This is a genomic window from Corynebacterium imitans (genome assembly GCF_000739455.1).
GTDB classification, from domain to species: Bacteria; Actinomycetota; Actinomycetes; order Mycobacteriales; family Mycobacteriaceae; genus Corynebacterium; species Corynebacterium imitans.
This window is the reverse complement of sequence record NZ_CP009211.1, coordinates 667844-684117: the sequence shown is the minus strand read 5'-3', so window position 1 is coordinate 684117 and position 16274 is coordinate 667844. Positions and strand designations below refer to the sequence as shown.

The 16274-nt window shown below is 62.9% G+C and carries 15 protein-coding genes; 5 read left to right on the top strand and 10 right to left on the bottom strand.

The annotated features are described in order from the left end of the window. Positions 1-2 precede the first annotated feature (2 nt). The 4 genes from ftsE to CIMIT_RS03085 all read right to left on the bottom strand — a co-directional run bounded on the left by ftsE (position 3) and on the right by CIMIT_RS03085 (position 4931). Entirely contained in the window at positions 3-695 is a 693-nt protein-coding gene (gene ftsE, locus CIMIT_RS03100) for a cell division ATP-binding protein FtsE (RefSeq protein ID WP_038588990.1), read from the bottom strand. A gap of 139 nt (positions 696-834) precedes the next feature. Then, positions 835-2208, bottom strand: coding sequence for an NAD-dependent succinate-semialdehyde dehydrogenase (locus CIMIT_RS03095; protein ID WP_038588987.1), 1374 nt, complete (start codon positions 2206-2208; stop codon positions 835-837). Positions 2209-2251: 43 nt separating this feature from the next. After that, the gene (locus CIMIT_RS03090; protein WP_051904759.1) at positions 2252-3478 is read right to left on the bottom strand and encodes an oxygenase MpaB family protein; all 1227 of its coding nucleotides are present in this window, start codon (positions 3476-3478) and stop codon (positions 2252-2254) included. Between the two features lie 73 nt (positions 3479-3551). Further along, positions 3552-4931, bottom strand: a complete 1380-nt coding sequence (locus CIMIT_RS03085) for an oxygenase MpaB family protein (RefSeq protein ID WP_231910331.1) — start codon at positions 4929-4931, stop codon at positions 3552-3554. Positions 4932-5136: 205 nt separating this feature from the next. On the opposite strand from CIMIT_RS03085, the gene CIMIT_RS03080 reads away from it, so the two are divergent. Next, entirely contained in the window at positions 5137-6339 is a 1203-nt protein-coding gene (locus tag CIMIT_RS03080) for a PDR/VanB family oxidoreductase (RefSeq protein ID WP_051904758.1), read from the top strand. Between the two features lie 75 nt (positions 6340-6414). Here CIMIT_RS03080 and CIMIT_RS03075 read toward each other — a convergent pair whose 3' ends face one another. From CIMIT_RS03075 to CIMIT_RS03055, 5 genes are all read right to left on the bottom strand, one after another. After that, positions 6415-6852, bottom strand: a complete 438-nt coding sequence (locus CIMIT_RS03075; protein WP_038588984.1) for an SH3 domain-containing protein — start codon at positions 6850-6852, stop codon at positions 6415-6417. Positions 6853-6953: 101 nt separating this feature from the next. Beyond that, a complete protein-coding gene (locus tag CIMIT_RS03070) occupies positions 6954-7874 on the bottom strand; it encodes a DMT family transporter (RefSeq protein ID WP_038588981.1) in 921 nt (306 codons plus the stop codon). Positions 7875-7905: 31 nt separating this feature from the next. After that, entirely contained in the window at positions 7906-9282 is a 1377-nt protein-coding gene (gene accC / locus CIMIT_RS03065) for an acetyl-CoA carboxylase biotin carboxylase subunit (RefSeq protein ID WP_038588978.1), read from the bottom strand. Between the two features lie 39 nt (positions 9283-9321). Then, positions 9322-9864: an acetyl-CoA carboxylase biotin carboxyl carrier protein gene (gene accB / locus CIMIT_RS03060; protein WP_038588973.1), complete on the bottom strand. Its 543-nt coding sequence runs from the start codon at positions 9862-9864 to the stop codon at positions 9322-9324. A 2-nt stretch (positions 9865-9866) separates the two neighbouring features. Next, a complete protein-coding gene (locus tag CIMIT_RS03055; RefSeq protein WP_038588970.1) occupies positions 9867-11429 on the bottom strand; it encodes a pyruvate carboxylase subunit B in 1563 nt (520 codons plus the stop codon). Between the two features lie 389 nt (positions 11430-11818). On the opposite strand from CIMIT_RS03055, the gene CIMIT_RS03050 reads away from it, so the two are divergent. Continuing rightward, positions 11819-13153 carry an MFS transporter gene (locus CIMIT_RS03050; RefSeq protein WP_051904757.1) on the top strand — a complete coding sequence of 445 codons (1335 nt, stop codon included), beginning with the start codon at positions 11819-11821 and terminating at the stop codon, positions 13151-13153. A 33-nt stretch (positions 13154-13186) separates the two neighbouring features. Here CIMIT_RS03050 and prfB read toward each other — a convergent pair whose 3' ends face one another. Next, positions 13187-14290 (bottom strand): peptide chain release factor 2, encoded by a 1104-nt coding sequence (prfB, locus tag CIMIT_RS03045; protein ID WP_038588965.1) that lies wholly within the window; start codon positions 14288-14290, stop codon positions 13187-13189. 66 nt (positions 14291-14356) lie between these two features. Here prfB and CIMIT_RS03040 point away from each other — a divergent pair, with 66 nt between their 5' ends. The 3 genes from CIMIT_RS03040 to hisN are packed head-to-tail and all read left to right on the top strand — an operon-like array spanning position 14357 to position 16271. Continuing rightward, positions 14357-14671, top strand: coding sequence for a DMT family transporter (locus CIMIT_RS03040; protein ID WP_038588948.1), 315 nt, complete (start codon positions 14357-14359; stop codon positions 14669-14671). An 18-nt stretch (positions 14672-14689) separates the two neighbouring features. After that, positions 14690-15496, top strand: a complete 807-nt coding sequence (locus tag CIMIT_RS03035; RefSeq protein WP_051905013.1) for an inositol monophosphatase family protein — start codon at positions 14690-14692, stop codon at positions 15494-15496. Then, a complete protein-coding gene (hisN, locus tag CIMIT_RS03030; RefSeq protein WP_038588939.1) occupies positions 15489-16271 on the top strand; it encodes a histidinol-phosphatase in 783 nt (260 codons plus the stop codon). Before CIMIT_RS03035 ends, hisN begins: the two co-directional genes overlap by 8 nt. Positions 16272-16274 lie beyond the last annotated feature (3 nt).

Here is a 16274-nt window from a genome sequence, read left to right as displayed (position 1 = left end):
TGCTATCCCCTCACGTTTCCGTAGACGCCGTGCTCGTCGTCGCGAACGAGCCTGCCCAAATCGAGCTCCATCACGCGCTTGCGCATGTCGTTGACCGCTCGCGCGTTGTGCGTGGACATCACCACGGTGGTGCCCATCCGGTTAATGCGGCCAAGGAGCGCGAGAATCTCGTCGGCGGTGGCTGGATCCAGGTTGCCCGTCGGCTCGTCGGCAAGCATGAGCGCAGGCTTATCGACGAACGCGCGCGCAATCGCCACACGCTGCTGCTCACCGCCGGAAAGCTCGTTCGGCATACGGTTCGCCTTTGCGTCAAGGCCGACCAGTTCGAGGGCCTCCGGCACGAGCTTTTGAATCCGCGACTTGGATTTGCCGATCACCTCCAGCGCAAATGCAACGTTGTCGTACACGCTGAGCTTCGGCAGCAGCCGGAAGTCCTGGAAGACGTAGCCGATGGACTGGCGCAGCAGGTTGACGTCCTTGCCGCGCAGCGCGTTGACGTGAAAGTCGTTGAAGTAGATGTCGCCCGAAGTGACGTTTTCCTCACGGATCATCAACTGCAGAAACGTGGACTTACCGGACCCGGACGGGCCGATGAGAAAGACGAAGTCCCCGTCATTGATGGTGAAGGACACGTTGTCCAGCGCAGGCCGGGTCGACGTGGGGTAAACCTTGGTGACATTCGAGAATTTGATCACCGCTCCGACTCTACCTGTTACTGGTGTGACAGGTGAAGCCCCGGGCCGCGCGCGTCAAAGGCACGGCCCGGGGCTTTCCCGCAGGCAGTAGGTGCGTCGCGCCATCTTCAGTGCGAAGACGCGAGCGCCTGTGAACTTCCTAGTCGTTCACGTAGAGGTACTGCTTGTTCACGAACTCGTCGAGCGCGAACACGGACAGTTCGCGACCGAAGCCGGAGCGCTTCACGCCACCGAAGGGCAGCACTGCGGAGAAGTACTGGCCGAGGTTGACGTGGATCATGCCGGTGTCAATCTGGTCAGCGACCTTGATCGCACGCTCAGTGTCCTCGGAGAAGACCGCACCGCCGAGACCCTGGTAGGAGTTGTTGGCCAGCTCGACGGCCTCTTCCTCGGAAGATACCTTGTAGATCTCCGCGACTGGGCCGAAGAACTCCTCGTAGTACTCGTCGGAGCCCACCGGCAGGTCGGTCAGCACTGCCGGGGAGTAGTACGCCGAGTTGTCTTCCAGCACGCCACCGGTGCGCAGGTTCGCACCCTTAGCAACTGCACGCTTGACCTGGTCATCGATCAGCTCCGCAGCCTGGCGGGAGGACATCGGGTAGTACTCGTTTTCGCCCGGGTTGGACGGATCGCCCTTCTTGAAGGATTCCGCGATCTTGACCATCTCGTCGACGAACTCGTCGTAGATGTCGTCCATGACGATGATGCGCTTGTTGGAGGTGCACACCTGGCCGGCGTTCTGCACGCGCTTCGCCCATGCATCCTGCGCCGCGGTCTTGATGTCGGCGGAGTCCAGGATGACGTACGGGTCAGTGCCGCCGAGCTCGAGCACAACCTTCTTCAGGTTCCTGCCAGCGGTCTCCGCGATCTTCGCGCCAGCACGCTCGGAGCCGGTGAGCGAGACGCCCTGCACGCGCGGGTCAGCGATGATGTCCGCGATCTGGTCGTGGGTGGCGTAGACGTTGATGAACACGCCGTCCGGCAGGCCTGCCTCCTTAAGAATCTCCTCGAAGGCCGCAGCGGACTTCGGGGTGATCTCCGCGTGCTTGAGGATGATGCAGTTGCCGTTCATCAGGTTCGGGCCCGCGAAACGAGCGACCTGGTAAACGGGGAAGTTCCACGGCATGATGCCGAGCAGCGTACCCAGCGGCAGGCGGCGCACCACTGCCTTACCGCCCGGGACGTCGACCTTCTGATCAGCCGAGTGCTCGGCGGCGTGGTCTGCGTAGAACTGCATGATGTCGCCGGAGAAGTCGGCCTCCCATGCGCCTTCCGGCACGGACTTGCCCATCTCCTGGGCCATGATCTTGCCGAGCTCCTCGGAGCGCTCCTTCAGCAGCTGTGCTGCCTTGGAAACAATCGCAGCGCGCTCCTCGTAGGAGGTGTGACGCCAGGTCTTGAACGCCGCCTCGGAGCGGTCCAGGATGTCCTTGATCTCCTGGTCAGTTGCGTAGTCGAAGGTCTCCACGACCTCGTTGTTGACCGGGTTCTGGACGCGATACTGATTTGCCATTGTGTTCCTTTCTTGGTTTTTGTCTCGGTTGTGAACTATAGCACTAAGCGCCTGGCCTGTAAGCGCCATCGCTCATTTTGATGCCTTCGTCCTGGCCCATATAGGAGGTTTCTTCGGTCAGAGCGTCCAGCAGTGTCTGGTGGTTCTGCTTGACCTCCTGCTCCAGCGCCTCCGGGTTCGCACGCAGCAGGTCGAAGCGTTGCTGGACGAGCGGCAGGTCGAGCTCGACGAAAGGACGCGAGGCCGCGTGCGGCACGTCATAGATATCGGCCACCTCATCGCCGTGCATGATGCGGGTGGCGGCGTACATCCAGTCGTCGATGGACTCGTCCGAGAACGGCAGCAGCTGCTTAACGTTGGTGCGGAACCCGCTGAACAGCGCCTCCACAAGCGCGTGGGAGGCCTCGTTCGGTTCGCCGTCGATGAAGTGGATCGCGTCGATGCTTTCCTGGGATGCGTCGATATCCGTCTCCGGCTCCAGAATGTCGCGCGGAATACCGAGCATGACACCGACGACGCGCCACAGGTAGAAGAGGTCTTGCTCCTCCTCCAGCGTGAGGCGGTAGCCCAGGTTACGCAGGTAGGTAAAGGCGATGTAGGTGAAGTCGAACCAGGTGCGGAACATGTCGAACTCGCTGATCGGCGCACCCCAGTCAGAGGTGTCCAGGCCCAGCTGAGTCTGCACGCGGCGCACGTGTGCGTGCATCGCACGCACCATGCCGGTGTGGATGTAGCTGACGTTGCCCGGCTTCAGCCCGTCCTTCAGGTAGACGGAGTAGATCCAGTTGGTGGTGTACGCCAGGCGGTGTACCGCGCCCTCGGTGAGCTCGCCGGTGTTGACCAGGATGTTGGCAATCGACGGGGTGGCGTAGGTGTGGACCAGCGCGCCAGGGCCGAGCGAGAGGTTCTGCGCGAGCACCGGGATGGACAGCGCCGCGCGCTGGCCGCGCTCCAGGCGCTCCCAGTCCACGCCGTCGAGGGCCGCGTTCATATCGTCGATAAGCGCCTTGACCTCGGGCAAGGTGTTCTCGTCGGCCTCACCTCGGGCAAGCGCCTCGCGCAGGTTCGGCATAATCTCTTTGCTCTTGTGTCCGCTGGTGTAGAGCGCATCGGCGATGGGGTCCATCGCCCACAGTGCCTGCTCGAAGCGCTTGGCTCGGGCTTCGCCGAACTTTGCGACGAATGCCTCACGGTCGCCGCGCGCCGCCGGCCAGTCAGAACGGTCGTAGTGGTTCGCGGCCAACGGGTTATCAGTGAATGTCTGAGTCATGAGTGTGCTCCTTTTTAAGGATGTCGTTGTATCTAGGGGTGAGGGATGGGGTCCGAAGGTGCCCTTCGCTGATTTAGCGCAGGCCTTCCTTCGAGGTGTCGTGCAGTTTGTACTCGGCCTTGACGTCCGGGGCCTTCTCCGCGATGTAGTCCTCGATCTGCTTGAGCACGTCAGACCACGGCGGGTTGCCGTCCGCAGCCTTCTTCACCTTCCTCGCCTTCGCTCCGGGGAGCTTGTCAAGTACGCGGTAGATCACCGCTTCCGCCTTCGCCTTGAGCAGGAACGCAATCTTCCAATGTAGGTAGCGGGTCCCCTCAAAGCGAGAGCCCTTCACCATGAACTGCGTTTCCTCGTCGCCGATAATCAGCGACAGGGCACCAAGCACCTGCCCCGGCATCTGCGGGTCCAGGTCCTCGAGGATGCCCATCAGAGCGGTGGCCACGCGCACGTGGTACATCGAGGAGTACCCGCCGTTGGCGTAGATGAAGTCGGTCATCTTGCGCATCTCATCGCCCGTCTTGGGGATGAGACGCTCCTCCGCGCCCATGAGGTAGAGCACCCAGGCCCAGTACATGGCAACGTCGTCCCACTCCTCGCCGGTGTGGGGGCGACCGAAGAACTCGTCGACGCCGATCGGCATGAGCGCGAACCAGCCTTCGCCGGAGACGAGGAAGGAGGAACCGATCGGGCGGCCGAACTCGTTGTAGTGATCCGGCCCCCAGAGCTTCTCCAGGCCGCGGTTCGCCTGGGCGTGGAGCAGGCGAACGCGCACCGCAGCCTTGAGGCCGTCGCTGTAGCGGTCGAACACGCCCTTCTTACCCAGGTCGACGAAGAACTTCACCGTCTCAATGATGCGGGTGAAGGACTCAATTTCGAACATGGCGGTCTCGCCGGTTGCTGCCGAGGTGCGGTCCTCCATCGTGGTGGCCCAGTAGGCAAAAGCGATGGACAGCAACTCCGAGGACGGGGTGACGTTGTAGTAGGCGATACGACCGCGTTCTGCGGCTTCAAGGTCGATCCAGTCCGGCACATTGTCCACTTCCGCGAAGAAGTCGACGAGCTCCGATGCCGGGTCCGCGACCTTGTCGATGCCCTCGTTCAGCGCCGTTTCAAAGTCGGCGCGGGACTTCTCCGCCCCGTCACGCTTGAAGGCCTCGGCCAGCTTCGCGCCCGTCTCATCGGTCTGCCACATGTGGTCATCCAGCAGCTTGGTCTGGAAGCTGTCGTAGCCGTCCCAGTCGTCGGCCACGGTGTGCCAACGGTCAAAGAGGTTGTGGCGCAGCTTGGACCAGCCCGGGCGGCTCGTCCGGCGCTTCGGTGCCGGGCGCAGCGGCATCCCGTCGCGGTAGAAGTAACGGAAATCCTCGTAGGGATTGTCCGACATCGGCAGAACCTCCGGACGCACCGGGTTCTGGTAGCCCTGCTCCTCGCGGGCTTCTGTACTGGCAGTCATTTACGTTCCCTTCCCTTTAATTAGGGGGCCGCGGCAGCGGCTGGTGAATATGGCTTACAGCAAAACCAGTGAAGGCGATCAACAACGACCAACGAGTGTTATTTAACTAATAGTCACACTTAGGTGTATTGTCGATCACTTTTTGCGTGGCTTTATACTATCCATTACAAGGTTGCTCGGCAACTGATTCGTACCGCGTTTTTGGATGAAGAATTTCGCAATGGAGGTCGCGATGGGATACGGCAAGGGTATGGGCGGTTTTTCCGCACTCTTTGGAGGCAAGAAGAAGCAGAACGACCCGAATGCGGCAGACCGAGAAGCCGCGTTTAATAGCCGGCAACCCGCTTCCGCACCCCCAGCCGCACCCCCGACCCAAGCCCCTGCCCAAACAGACTCCGAAGAAATCATCGAGCTAGTCGCCACCGACGTCGAACGCGCCCACGGCATTGCGCTGATCACGCTTGAAACGCAGGACGGTTCCCCGCTGCCCGGGTACGAGCCCGGCTGCCACGCCGACTTTCTGCTCCGCACGCCGGAAGGGGAAGAACTTGTCCGGCAGTTCTCCCTCTACCCAACCCACTACTTAGGAAAAGAACCCGGCACCCAGCGCGCTACCTATGGCATTGAAGTCAAGCTGGAGGACAATTCGCGCGGCGGATCGATCGCGGCGCACAATATCGAGCCCGGCGACACCGTTCGTATCCACCCTCCGCGAAACAATTTTGCACTGGCCGAAGGGGCAAAACGTTCGATCCTTGTCGGTGCCGGCGTGGGTATCGCCCCGATCTTCTCGCTTGCGCGAGAGCTGCAGATCCAGGAGGCGGACTATTCGGTGCTCTACTTCGCTTCTAGCGAGGAGCGCGCGCTGATGCGCCACCTCATCGACACCTACCTGCAGGGCCAGACGAAGAGCATCTTCGCCACCGGCGAGCGCGAGAAGCAGTCCGGGTACATCGAGGAGGCGCTCGCGGAGTCCAACGTGCTGCCGGAGGACACGCACCTGTATGTGTGTGGGCCGCAGGGATTCATGGACAGCGTCATTGCCACTGCGAGCAAGGTGCTCCCTAAGGAAAACATCCACTTCGAAGCGTTCCGGGCGACCGAGGAAGTACTCGCGGGCAACCACGAAGCCGACGGTGCCTTCGACGTGATCTTCAACGGCGAGACCTACCACATCCCCGAGGGCGAATCCGTCCTCGACGTGTTCGAGGACGAGGACGTGCCGATCCTGTCCCAGTGCAGCGAAGGCACCTGCGGCACCTGCATCATGCGGGTTGTCGACGGCACCCCCGACCACCGCGACAGCGTCTTTACCGAGGAGCGCCACGAAAACGGCGCCTTCGCTACCTGTGTCTCACGTGCGCTCTCCCCCACGCTCACGCTCGAGCGCTGGCGCACCAAGCTCTAGGACCACAGTTCACCCCGCACAGCACAAAGCCCGCACCGCGCACCACGCGATACGGGCTAACACTATCCTGCAGGCTTAGAGGAACTGCTGCAGCGCCGGGCCTGCAACGGATGCGAGGCCGCTCAGCGCGACGAGGATGACGCCGATGATGATGCCGGCCTGCTTCCAGCCGTCCATCTCCTCGGAGACGTAGTCCTTGCCCTCCTTGCAAGCCTGAACAGCCTCGGCATTGTTGGCCGCAGCAATGGCATCCGCATCAGAGGAGCCAAAAGCCTGGCCCAGATCGGCAGAGGCACGCAGCGCGCCAACATTGTCATCGGTGAGCACCTTGAAGTCCTTGGCCTTCTCCACATCCTTCTGCGGGTATAGCCCGCCCTTGCCGTTATCAAGGACGATTCGGCAGTAACTCTGGTAATTATGCCGCTCCATCTTGTTCGACGCAGCATCCGCAGCCGGGGCAACAACGGACAGGGACATCGCGGCGGCAAGCGCTGCGGCAGCAAACTTCTTCACGGCAAAACCTTTCAGACGTGACAGGGAATATTCAGATACATTAATATACCCTAGCCGCTCCCTTGATATTCTCTATAATCGCCAGACCGCTGCCACCCCCATCAGAGCAGACGCACCATGGCCACGCCTACCAGCACGATTGCCAGGCCCGCGAGCCTAAATGGCGTGGGCAGCCCCTTCTTACCGCCGCCGATACCGAAAGATTCGAGCAGCTGGCCGCAGATGATCATGCCGACGAGCGAGCCGATCACGGTGGTGCCAGTGCCCAGGATGGGCGATAGTGTCGCGCCGCCGAAGACGAAGACGGCACCGAGCAGCCCGCCCAGCCACATCCACCACGGCCCCGGTGCAACGCCGGAGGCCACTGCTGCGCGAGGTGCGGGCAGCACGACCACCAAAACCAAAAGCACAATCAAGCCCACGGCCAAGGAAATCTGCCCGGCCTGGATCGGGCTATGCAGCACCTTGCCCAGGTATCCGTTGACGGCGGTCTGCGTCGCAGACCCCATCCCCATCAGCACGCCGAAGGCACGCAGCGCCCAGGCGCGCGAACCGCGGGCGGTGCCGTGCAGCGGCACCCCACGACCAACCTCCAGCACCATCGCAATGCCGATGAGCACGATGAGGGCGCCGAGTAGCCTGAGCGGTCCGACTGGGGTTTGGGGGTAGCGAAAGAGCCCGGTGGCGTCGACAAGCAGCCCCATGAGCACTTGCCCCAAGATGGGCAGGATCGTGGTCTGCACCGCGCCGAGCTCTGGGAAGAGCACGATGTTGCCGGCGATGAACATCACGCCCATAAAGCCGCCAAGCCACACCCACCAGGGTTCGGAGGCGACGAGCGCCAGGTCCGGGACCAGGGTGTGTGTGGCTATGGCGGCAATGATGGAAGAAGCTGCCACTGCAAGGATGAAGGAGATAAAGGTCGCCCCGATCGGCGAACCCACGCTTTGGCGAAAGCGGGTGTTAATAGCGGTCTGGACGGGAACGATCGCCCCGACCAGCATGGCCACGGCGACCAGCATTCCTCGATCTCCTTACAGTGACGTTGGGTGGCTACTCCTCGGTCGGGATCTCGCCTGCTGACTCGAGCATCTTGGCGACGTAACCGGTGTTGATGTCACCGCTCCGGAACTGCTCGCTGTTGAGCAGGAAGGCCTGGAACGGGCCGGTGGTCACCACGCCGTCGGTGGTCAGCTCGCCGAGCGCGCGCAGGGTGCGCTCGATCGCGGCGTCGCGATCCTCTGCCCAGCAGATGAGCTTGCCCACCATCGAGTCGTAGAACGGCGGGATGGTGTAGCCGGATTCGATGTGCGAATCCATGCGGACGCCGAAGCCGCCGGGAGCACGGAAGTGCTCGATTGTGCCCGGGCGCGGCGCGAAGTTCTCGTTCGGGTCCTCCGCGTTGATGCGGCACTCGATAGCGTGGCCACGAATCTCCACATCGTCCTGGGTCAGACGCAGCTTCTGCCCGGAGGCGATACGCAGCTGCTCCTGGATCAGGTCCACGCCAGTGATCATTTCGGTGACCGGGTGCTCCACCTGGATACGGGTGTTCATCTCGATGAAGTAGTACTTGCGCTCGATGTTGTCGAACACGAACTCCACCGTGCCGGCGTTCTTGTAGCCGACCTCCTTGCACAGGTTGATCGCTGCCTGCTGGAGACCCTCGCGCAGCTCATCGTCGATCGCCGGGGAAGGCGCTTCCTCGATGAGCTTCTGGTTGCGGCGCTGCGAGGTGCAGTCGCGCTCCCCCAGTGCGATGGCGTTCTCGCCGTCGGCAAGCACCTGGATCTCGATGTGGCGAATGTCGGTAAGGTAGCGCTCGATGTAGACCGACGAATCATTGAACGCGGACTGTGCCTCGTTCATGATCTCGTTGAGGTCCTTCTCCAGCGTCTCCTCGGACTCCACCACGCGCATACCGCGACCACCGCCACCGGCAGCGGCCTTGATCAGCAGCGGGAAGCCGGTTTCCTTGGCTACCTCCAGCGCCTCGTCGAACTCAGTGACCACGCCGTCCGAGCCGGGCACCGTGGGCACGCCGGCGCTTTGTGCGATGCGCTTTGCCTCGATCTTGTCGCCCATGCGGCGGATGTGCTCGGACGAGGGGCCGACGAAGCCGATGCCCTCGTCTTCGACCATCTTGACAAAGTCCGCCTTCTCGGACAGGAAGCCGTAGCCGGGGTGGATGGCGTCAACCTTGTATGCCATCGCCGCGGAGACAACCAGCTCGGGGCTGTTGTAGCTCTTGGCAGCGTTGGCCGGGCCGATGCAGACGGCCTTGTCCGCCTCTTTCACCGGCAGCGAATCGCGGTCGCCCTCCGAGTAGGCCAACACGGACTTGATACCGAGCTCCTTGCAAGCACGGATGATGCGAAGTGCGATCTCACCGCGGTTCGCGATGAGCACGCTCCCCAACAAATCAGTCATTGCGGGTCTCCTCACCTTTCTAGGGGTTTAGGGGTGTACCTACTTCGGGTCGATGATCATGAGCGGCTGGCCGTGCTCGACAGCATCCTCGTTGTCCACGAGGATCTGCTTGACGGTACCGGCAACCTTTGCCTCGATGTTGTTCATCAGCTTCATGACCTCGACGATGCAGAGCACCTGGCCCACCTCGACCTCGTCGCCGACCTTGACGAACGGGTCAGCGCCGGGCTTCGGCGCAGCGTAGAAGGTACCCACCATCGGGGCCTTCACCTCGACGCCGTCGGCCGGAGCCTCAGCGGCGGGCGCCGGGGCAGCCTCGGGCGCGGCCTCCGGTGCCGGAGCAGCTTCCGGAGCCGCCGGTGCCGGTGCGGCCTGCGGAGCCGGGGCAGCTTCCGGTGCGGCCGGTGCCGGTGCGGCCTGCGGGGCCGGTGCCGGAGCAGCCTTGAGGTGGCTCAGGCCACCCGGAGTCTTGGACAAGGCGAGCTCAATGTCGCCGTACTTAATGGACAGCTCTTCGATGTCGCCGGACTGGTTGACCCACTCGAGGAGGGACTTCAGCTCGTTGAAGTTGGTATCAGACATGGTTACTTGTCTCCTTTTTTGGTGAGGTTGATTTCAAGGTCGTCGGACTTGAGGTGGAACTCGCCCGTCGTGGTGGTTTCGTAGATCTTCTGGACCAGCTTGGTCAGCTCGCCGCCGGCGATGCCTTCGCCCTGGCCAGCGCGGCCTTCGGCGACGAAGCGCTTCATCTCATCGACGTTGTTACCCGGGATGTTCGCGCGCAACAGGATCGTGTCGATGTCGTCGTCCGGGTACTGCTCCTTCAGGCCGGGCAGCGCGGGCTCGAGCTCGGGGCGGCCCTCCTGGATCTCGTGGGAGCCGTTCTTCTTGATCTTCTCCAGCGCGTCCGGGTCGATCGGTGCGAGCGGCTCGCCATAGTGGCCGAGCGCGTACTTCTTGATCTCGTTCGGCACGACGGAGTAGCGCTCGCCCGAGATCACGTTCATCACGGCCTGGGTGCCCACGAACTGGGCGAAAGGCGTGATCATGATCGGGTACGCGAGCTCTTCGCGCACGCGCGCGGTCTCGTAGAGCAGGTCCTCGAAGCGGTCTGACAGGCCTGCGGTTGCCAGCTGGGACTCAAAGTTGGTGAGCATGCCGCCCGGCAGCTGGTGCATGTAGTGCACGCCGTCGTAGGCGCGCGGCTTGCCCACGGGCTTGTCCTCGCGGTCCGCGATCTCCTGCAGCTTCTTGCTGACTTTATCCACGCGCTCGTCGTCGATATTGACCTTGTAGCCCAGTGCGCGCAGGTCGCGTGCAAGCGCCTGGGTTGCCGGCTGACCCTGGCCGTTTGCCAGCGGAGCAATAGAGGTGTGGATGGAGTCCACGCCCAGCTCGGCAGCGTAGATGTAGGTCAGCGGGGACAGACCGGTCAGAGAGTGGGTGTGCACCTCGAGCGGGAGGTCCTCGCCGATCGCGCTGCGGATCGCTGGGATCAGCGTCTTCATGCGGTCCGGGGTGAGCAGGCCACCGGCGTCCTTGAGCATGATGCGGTCGACGTCGGTGCGCTCGACCAGCTCCTGTGCCTTGTCAATGTAGAGCTCGTCGGTATGTACCGGGCTCAAGCAGTAGGACAGGCAGCCGTAGGTCTCAGCACCCAGCTCCTTGGCCAGGATCAGCGTATCCGCAATGTTGTCAATGTCGTTCAGGCCATCGAAAGCACCGATCACGCGGAAGCCGTTAGCGTAGAGACGCTCGACCCATGCGTGGATGACATCGTCCGGCAGGAAATCGAAGGACGCCAGGTTGCGCGAACGCACCATGGCGCGGAACTTCGTGCCCGGCGCTGCGTTCTCGTGCACCTTGCGGACACGCTCCCAGGGGTCCTCCCTGAGGTAACGCACCGGCACATCGAACTGAATCGGAGCGACGAGGTCTACGTGCTCGAAGCCGGCGTTGGTGATGTCGTCGAGCAGATCCATCATGTGCTCGGTACGCATACGGGTAGCCCAGATGGACTGATGCGCATCACGCAGTGTGGTGTCGATGATCTTAATTTCACGCTCGCTGTTCTCCGGGCGACCACCCGCAGCAAAAATCTCGGCGAGACTTTCTGTGCTTAGTTCCTCTGGTTTGAGAGCAACCATATTTTCCTCCTTTAAAACACCAGATTCGGGACAGCTTTTGAACTTATGACCCGCTCAAGTGCGCGTGTCTCCGATGGACTCATTGTAAGCACCCATCCGTGTGACTTGCGACAAATTTTAAGTCGCACCTTAAAAGCGCCACTATTTCCCGTAGTCGACCCCTAGGTCACTTCCCCCGAATTAGGTACGCATTATGCACGCGAGTTCGCTATGCGCACATTCACTGCCACTACGATTTCGTACCGCACCCCAAACCACCTGCAGAAACGTAAATGTAGTTACCTAACACACAAAAACATTTCGCTTGATCCGGCAATCACATCACGTAAAACGTGATGCACATTATAGTTTCCGTTCAATACACCCCGACTCATATAAAGGAAGGCCCCGTGTCTACAACTTCGATCCAGCCCGCCACGGCGGAGCATCACCACGAGTACCCGGCGGACAGAAAGTCCCTCGGTGCCAGCCTCGTTGGCCAGATCCTGGAATGGTTTGAGTGGAGCTCGTACGCGGTGTTCGCACCGTTCATCGCCGCCGCGATGTTCCACAAGGCCGACCAGACCTCTGCGCTTCTGGCCACCTTCGGTGTCTTCGCCGTCGGCTTCCTCGTCCGCCCACTCGGCGGCATCATCTTCGGCCACATCGCCGACCGCAAGGGCCGCAAGTCGGTCCTGATGACCACCATCATCATGATGGCGGTCGCCTCCGTCGCAATCGGCCTGCTGCCCTCGTATGACACTGTGGGCATCTGGGCCTCCGTGGGCCTGCTGCTCATCCGCGTCGTCCAGGGCTTCGCTCACGGCGGCGAGTCCGCCGCGGCAAACAGCTACATCCCGGAGATCGCTCCGCCGTCTAAGCGCGGCAAGTGGGGCTCGATGGTCTACGTCTCCATCTTCGGTGGCTCGGTCATCGCCTATGTCATCGGCGGCTGCATCTCGCTCGTGCTTTCCGACGACCAGATCGCCGCGTGGGGCTGGCGCATCCCGTTCTGGCTCAGCGCTGCCGCCGCAGCGTTCGCACTGTACATGCGCCGCAACATGAAGGAGTCTGACCACTTCACCGAGCTCGACGAGGCAGTCGCTAACAAGGACGATGACCGTCGCGCCCACGAGGCCGTGGAGCAAAGCGTCAACCGCCGCCCGGTCGTCTTCAACATCCTGCTGGTCATCGGTATGGTCTCCGGTGTCACTGCATCCCACTACACCTGGACGTCCTACGTTTCCACCTACGCCATCTCGCAGCAGGGCATGTCCACCCAGGGTGCCTACTGGGTCACCGTCTTCGCCCAGTCCGCCGGCCTGATCGCCCTACCGCTGTGGGGTGCCCTGTCCGACAAGATCGGCCGCAAGCCGGTGATGTACATCTTTGCCATCCTGCTGGCGATCCTGCAGCTGCCGCTCATGGGCCTTATCGACGACCGCCCGTGGACCCTGCTGGTCGCCTCCACCATTGCCATCATCGTGGTCGCCGCCGGCGGCGCGCTGCTGTCCTCGATCATGTCCGAGGTCTTCCCCACTGACCAGCGCACCCGCTCCATCGGCCTGGCCTACTCCATCTCGGTGGCGGTCTTCGGTGGTACCGCACCGTACATCTTCCAGTGGTTTATCGCCCACGACATGGCTTGGGCCTCCGGCACCTACGTCATTGCTATGGCCATCCTGACCCTGATCAGCATGTACATCCTGCCGGAGACGAAGGGGATCGACCTGCGCCACGCTTAAAGCACAACACCCGCGCAGCGCAGGGCTGAGACGTTAGTTCTCGCCCTGCGCTTCTGCTTTGCGCCAGCGAATGCCGGCTTCGAGGAAGCCGTCGAGGTCGCCGTCGAGCACCTTCTGCGGGTCGCCGACCTCGTAATTAGTGCGCAGGTCCTTCACCATCTGATACGGGTGCAGCACATAGGAGCGCATCTGGTTGCCCCAGGAGGCGTTACCGCCCGCGCCGAGGGCGTCGAGCTCGGCCTTTTCTTCCTGCCGCTTCTTCTCCAGCAGCTTGGACTGCAAAACGTTGAGCGCAGAGGCCTTGTTCTGAATCTGGGACTTCTCGTTCTGGCAGGTCACCACGATGCCTGTCGGCACGTGAGTAATGCGGACCGCGGAGTCCGTCGTGTTCACACTCTGCCCGCCGGGGCCCGAGGAGCGGTACACGTCGACGCGAATATCCGAGTCCGGGATGTCGATGTGGTCGGTACGCTCCACCACCGGCAGCACCTCCACCTCCGCAAACGAGGTTTGGCGGCGGCCCTGGTTGTCAAAGGGGCTGATCCGGACCAGCCGGTGCGCGCCCTGCTCGACCGAGAGCTGCCCGTACATGTAGTCACCGTGGACGACGAAGGTGGCAGATTTGATGCCTGCCTCCTCCGCGTAGGAAATGTCGTACACGTCGACCTTGTGTCCGTGCTTTTCCGCCCAGCGCGTGTACATGCGCATGAGCATCTCGGCCCAATCGGCCGCGTCCACACCGCCAGCGCCGGAGCGGATGTTCACGACGGCCTCGCGCGCGTCGTACTCGCCCGAGAGCATGGTCTGCACCTCGAGCGATTCCACCTTCGCCTCAACGTCCGCGAGCTCCTCGGCGGCCATGTCGGGCGCGCCCTCTTCTTCTGCGAGCTCGACCATCACCGGCAGGTCGTCGATACGCTCGCGCAGGGAGGTCACTTTGCGCAGGCGGGCCTGCACGTTGGACAGCTCGGAGGTCACCGTCTGCGCGTGCGCGGGGTCGTCCCACAGCGAAGGGTCAGCGGCCTGCTGCTCTAATTCCCGGATGCGCGCGGCCATCTCCTCGAGGTCCATCACTTTTTCAATGGTGGTGAGCTTCGAATCGAGGTCCGTAATGCGCGTCTGAGTCTCCGGTTGCATACCAGCGAAGTCTAGTCCAGCAGGTCTTCGCCGGGCGAACGCGTGCGCACAATACTGTGGGTCACCATGGATTGGCTCGTACTCATTATCTCCGGTGCCTTCGAGGCCGTGTGGGCGATTGCGCTCGACCGTTCTCAAGGGTTTTCCCGCCTTTGGCCCTCGGTCGTCTTCTTTGTTGCCCTCTGTATTTCTATGGGCGGGCTTGCATATGCACTACGCACCCTCCCCGTGGGCAGCGGCTACGCCATCTGGGTGGGCGTGGGCGCGGGCATCGCGGTCCTCTTTTCCTTCGCGACCGGCCAGGAACCCGTGACACTGGCGAAGGTGCTGTGTCTTCTCATGATCATTGGCGGAATTGTCGGCCTGAAATTGACGGTCTAAAGGTGGATAATGGGCCGCATGACGTCCACTGCTGAGTTCATTCACGCCCACCGTTCGTCCGATGATGCCACCCTCGCCGCAGCCTTAGTGACCCATGCCGGCCAACTCGCGCTGCGCATGCGTCAAGCAGACGTGACCACGGATTACAAGACTTCGGTCTCCGACGTGGTCACCGAGGCGGACCGTACGGCGGAAGCCTTCGTCGCGGAGGTGCTCGAGGCGCTGCGCGGCGAGGACGGCGTGCTCGGCGAGGAGGGGGCCTCGCGCGCCTCCTCCACAGGGAGGACCTGGGTGGTCGACCCGGTCGACGGCACCTATAACTTCTCCCGCGGCTCGGACTACTTCTGCTCCGCGCTCGCGCTTACCGACGACGGCGCCGCCGGCACCCCGCTCGTCGGTGCCGTCCACCGCCCCGCACTCGACACGACGTGGCTGGCGCACGCGGGCGAGTTCACTGTCAACGGTGAGCGTGTAGGTGGGGTGAGCGGGGCGTCGCTAAGCAACGAGGCTCTGCTGACGTACTTGCACCCGGCTTTCATGCGCGAGGATGCGGTGCGCGAGGCGTGGCTGCGCGCGGTGCGAGATGCTGCGACGGTACGGATGTGCGGCGCGGGCTCGGTCGACCTGGCCACGATCGCCGCGGGGCAGGCGGGCGCGTGGCTGCAGCACTCGGTGGCGGACTGGGATTGGCTGCCCGGCAAAGCGCTGGTGGAGGCCGCCGGCGGGCTCGCGCGCAAGGTGGACGCGGGCGGGGTGACATGGTGCGTGGCGGGTGGCGCGCAGATTGTGGAGGAGATCACGTCTAGACTTGAGGGCCATGAGTAACTACGCCGATGACCTCGCGCTCGCACTCGAACTCGCCGACGCCGCGGACGCGCTCACCCTCGACCGCTTCGAATCCGCCGACCTGAAGGTCGAATCGAAGCCGGACATGACCCCTGTTTCCGACGCGGACCTCGCAGTGGAGGAGGCGCTGCGGGCCACGCTTTCGCAGTCGCGTCCCGCGGATGCAGTACTCGGCGAGGAGTTCGGCGGCGAGGCAGTCTTTTCTGGTCGCCAATGGGTCATCGACCCGATCGACGGGACGAAGAACTTCGTGCGCGGCGTGCCGGTGTGGGCCACGCTCATCGCGCTGCTTGTGGACGGCGAGCCGGTCGTCGGTGTCATCTCCGCGCCCGCACTCGCGCGCCGCTGGTACGCATCGAAAGGCGGCGGCGCCTGGCGCAGCTTCAACGGCGGGGAGCTGAAGAAGCTGGAGGCCTCGGGCGTCAACTCGCTTGCCGACGCCTCGCTGGCCATGTCCTCGCTCGCCGGCTGGAAGGAGCGCGGCCTGCAGGAGAAGTTCATTGGGCTGACCGAGCAGACCTGGCGCCTGCGCGGCTACGGCGATTTTTTGGGCTACTGCTTCGTGGCCGAAGGTGCGGTCGACATTGCGGCCGAACCGGAGGTCTCGTTGTGGGACCTCGCAGCCTTGTCCGTGCTGGTGCAAGAGGCCGGCGGGCGTTTCACTTCTCTAGCAGGCGATAACGGCCCGCACGGCGGCGACGCGGTGGCCACCAACGGGCTGTTGCACGAGGAAGTGCTGCAGGCGCTGAACTAGCCC

Coding starts and splice junctions, on each gene's coding strand:
- CIMIT_RS03095 (WP_038588987.1), bottom strand. CDS start 2,208: ATGGCAAATCAGTATCGCGTCCAGAACCCGGTCAACAACGAGGTCGTG.
- CIMIT_RS03090 (WP_051904759.1), bottom strand. CDS start 3,478: ATGACTCAGACATTCACTGATAACCCGTTGGCCGCGAACCACTACGAC.
- CIMIT_RS03085 (WP_231910331.1), bottom strand. CDS start 4,931: ATGACTGCCAGTACAGAAGCCCGCGAGGAGCAGGGCTACCAGAACCCG.
- CIMIT_RS03080 (WP_051904758.1), top strand. CDS start 5,137: ATGAAGAATTTCGCAATGGAGGTCGCGATGGGATACGGCAAGGGTATG.
- CIMIT_RS03070 (WP_038588981.1), bottom strand. CDS start 7,874: ATGCTGGTCGCCGTGGCCATGCTGGTCGGGGCGATCGTTCCCGTCCAG.
- accC (WP_038588978.1), bottom strand. CDS start 9,282: ATGACTGATTTGTTGGGGAGCGTGCTCATCGCGAACCGCGGTGAGATC.
- accB (WP_038588973.1), bottom strand. CDS start 9,864: ATGTCTGATACCAACTTCAACGAGCTGAAGTCCCTCCTCGAGTGGGTC.
- CIMIT_RS03055 (WP_038588970.1), bottom strand. CDS start 11,429: ATGGTTGCTCTCAAACCAGAGGAACTAAGCACAGAAAGTCTCGCCGAG.
- prfB (WP_038588965.1), bottom strand. CDS start 14,290: ATGCAACCGGAGACTCAGACGCGCATTACGGACCTCGATTCGAAGCTC.
- CIMIT_RS03040 (WP_038588948.1), top strand. CDS start 14,357: ATGGATTGGCTCGTACTCATTATCTCCGGTGCCTTCGAGGCCGTGTGG.
- CIMIT_RS03035 (WP_051905013.1), top strand. CDS start 14,690: ATGACGTCCACTGCTGAGTTCATTCACGCCCACCGTTCGTCCGATGAT.
- hisN (WP_038588939.1), top strand. CDS start 15,489: ATGAGTAACTACGCCGATGACCTCGCGCTCGCACTCGAACTCGCCGAC.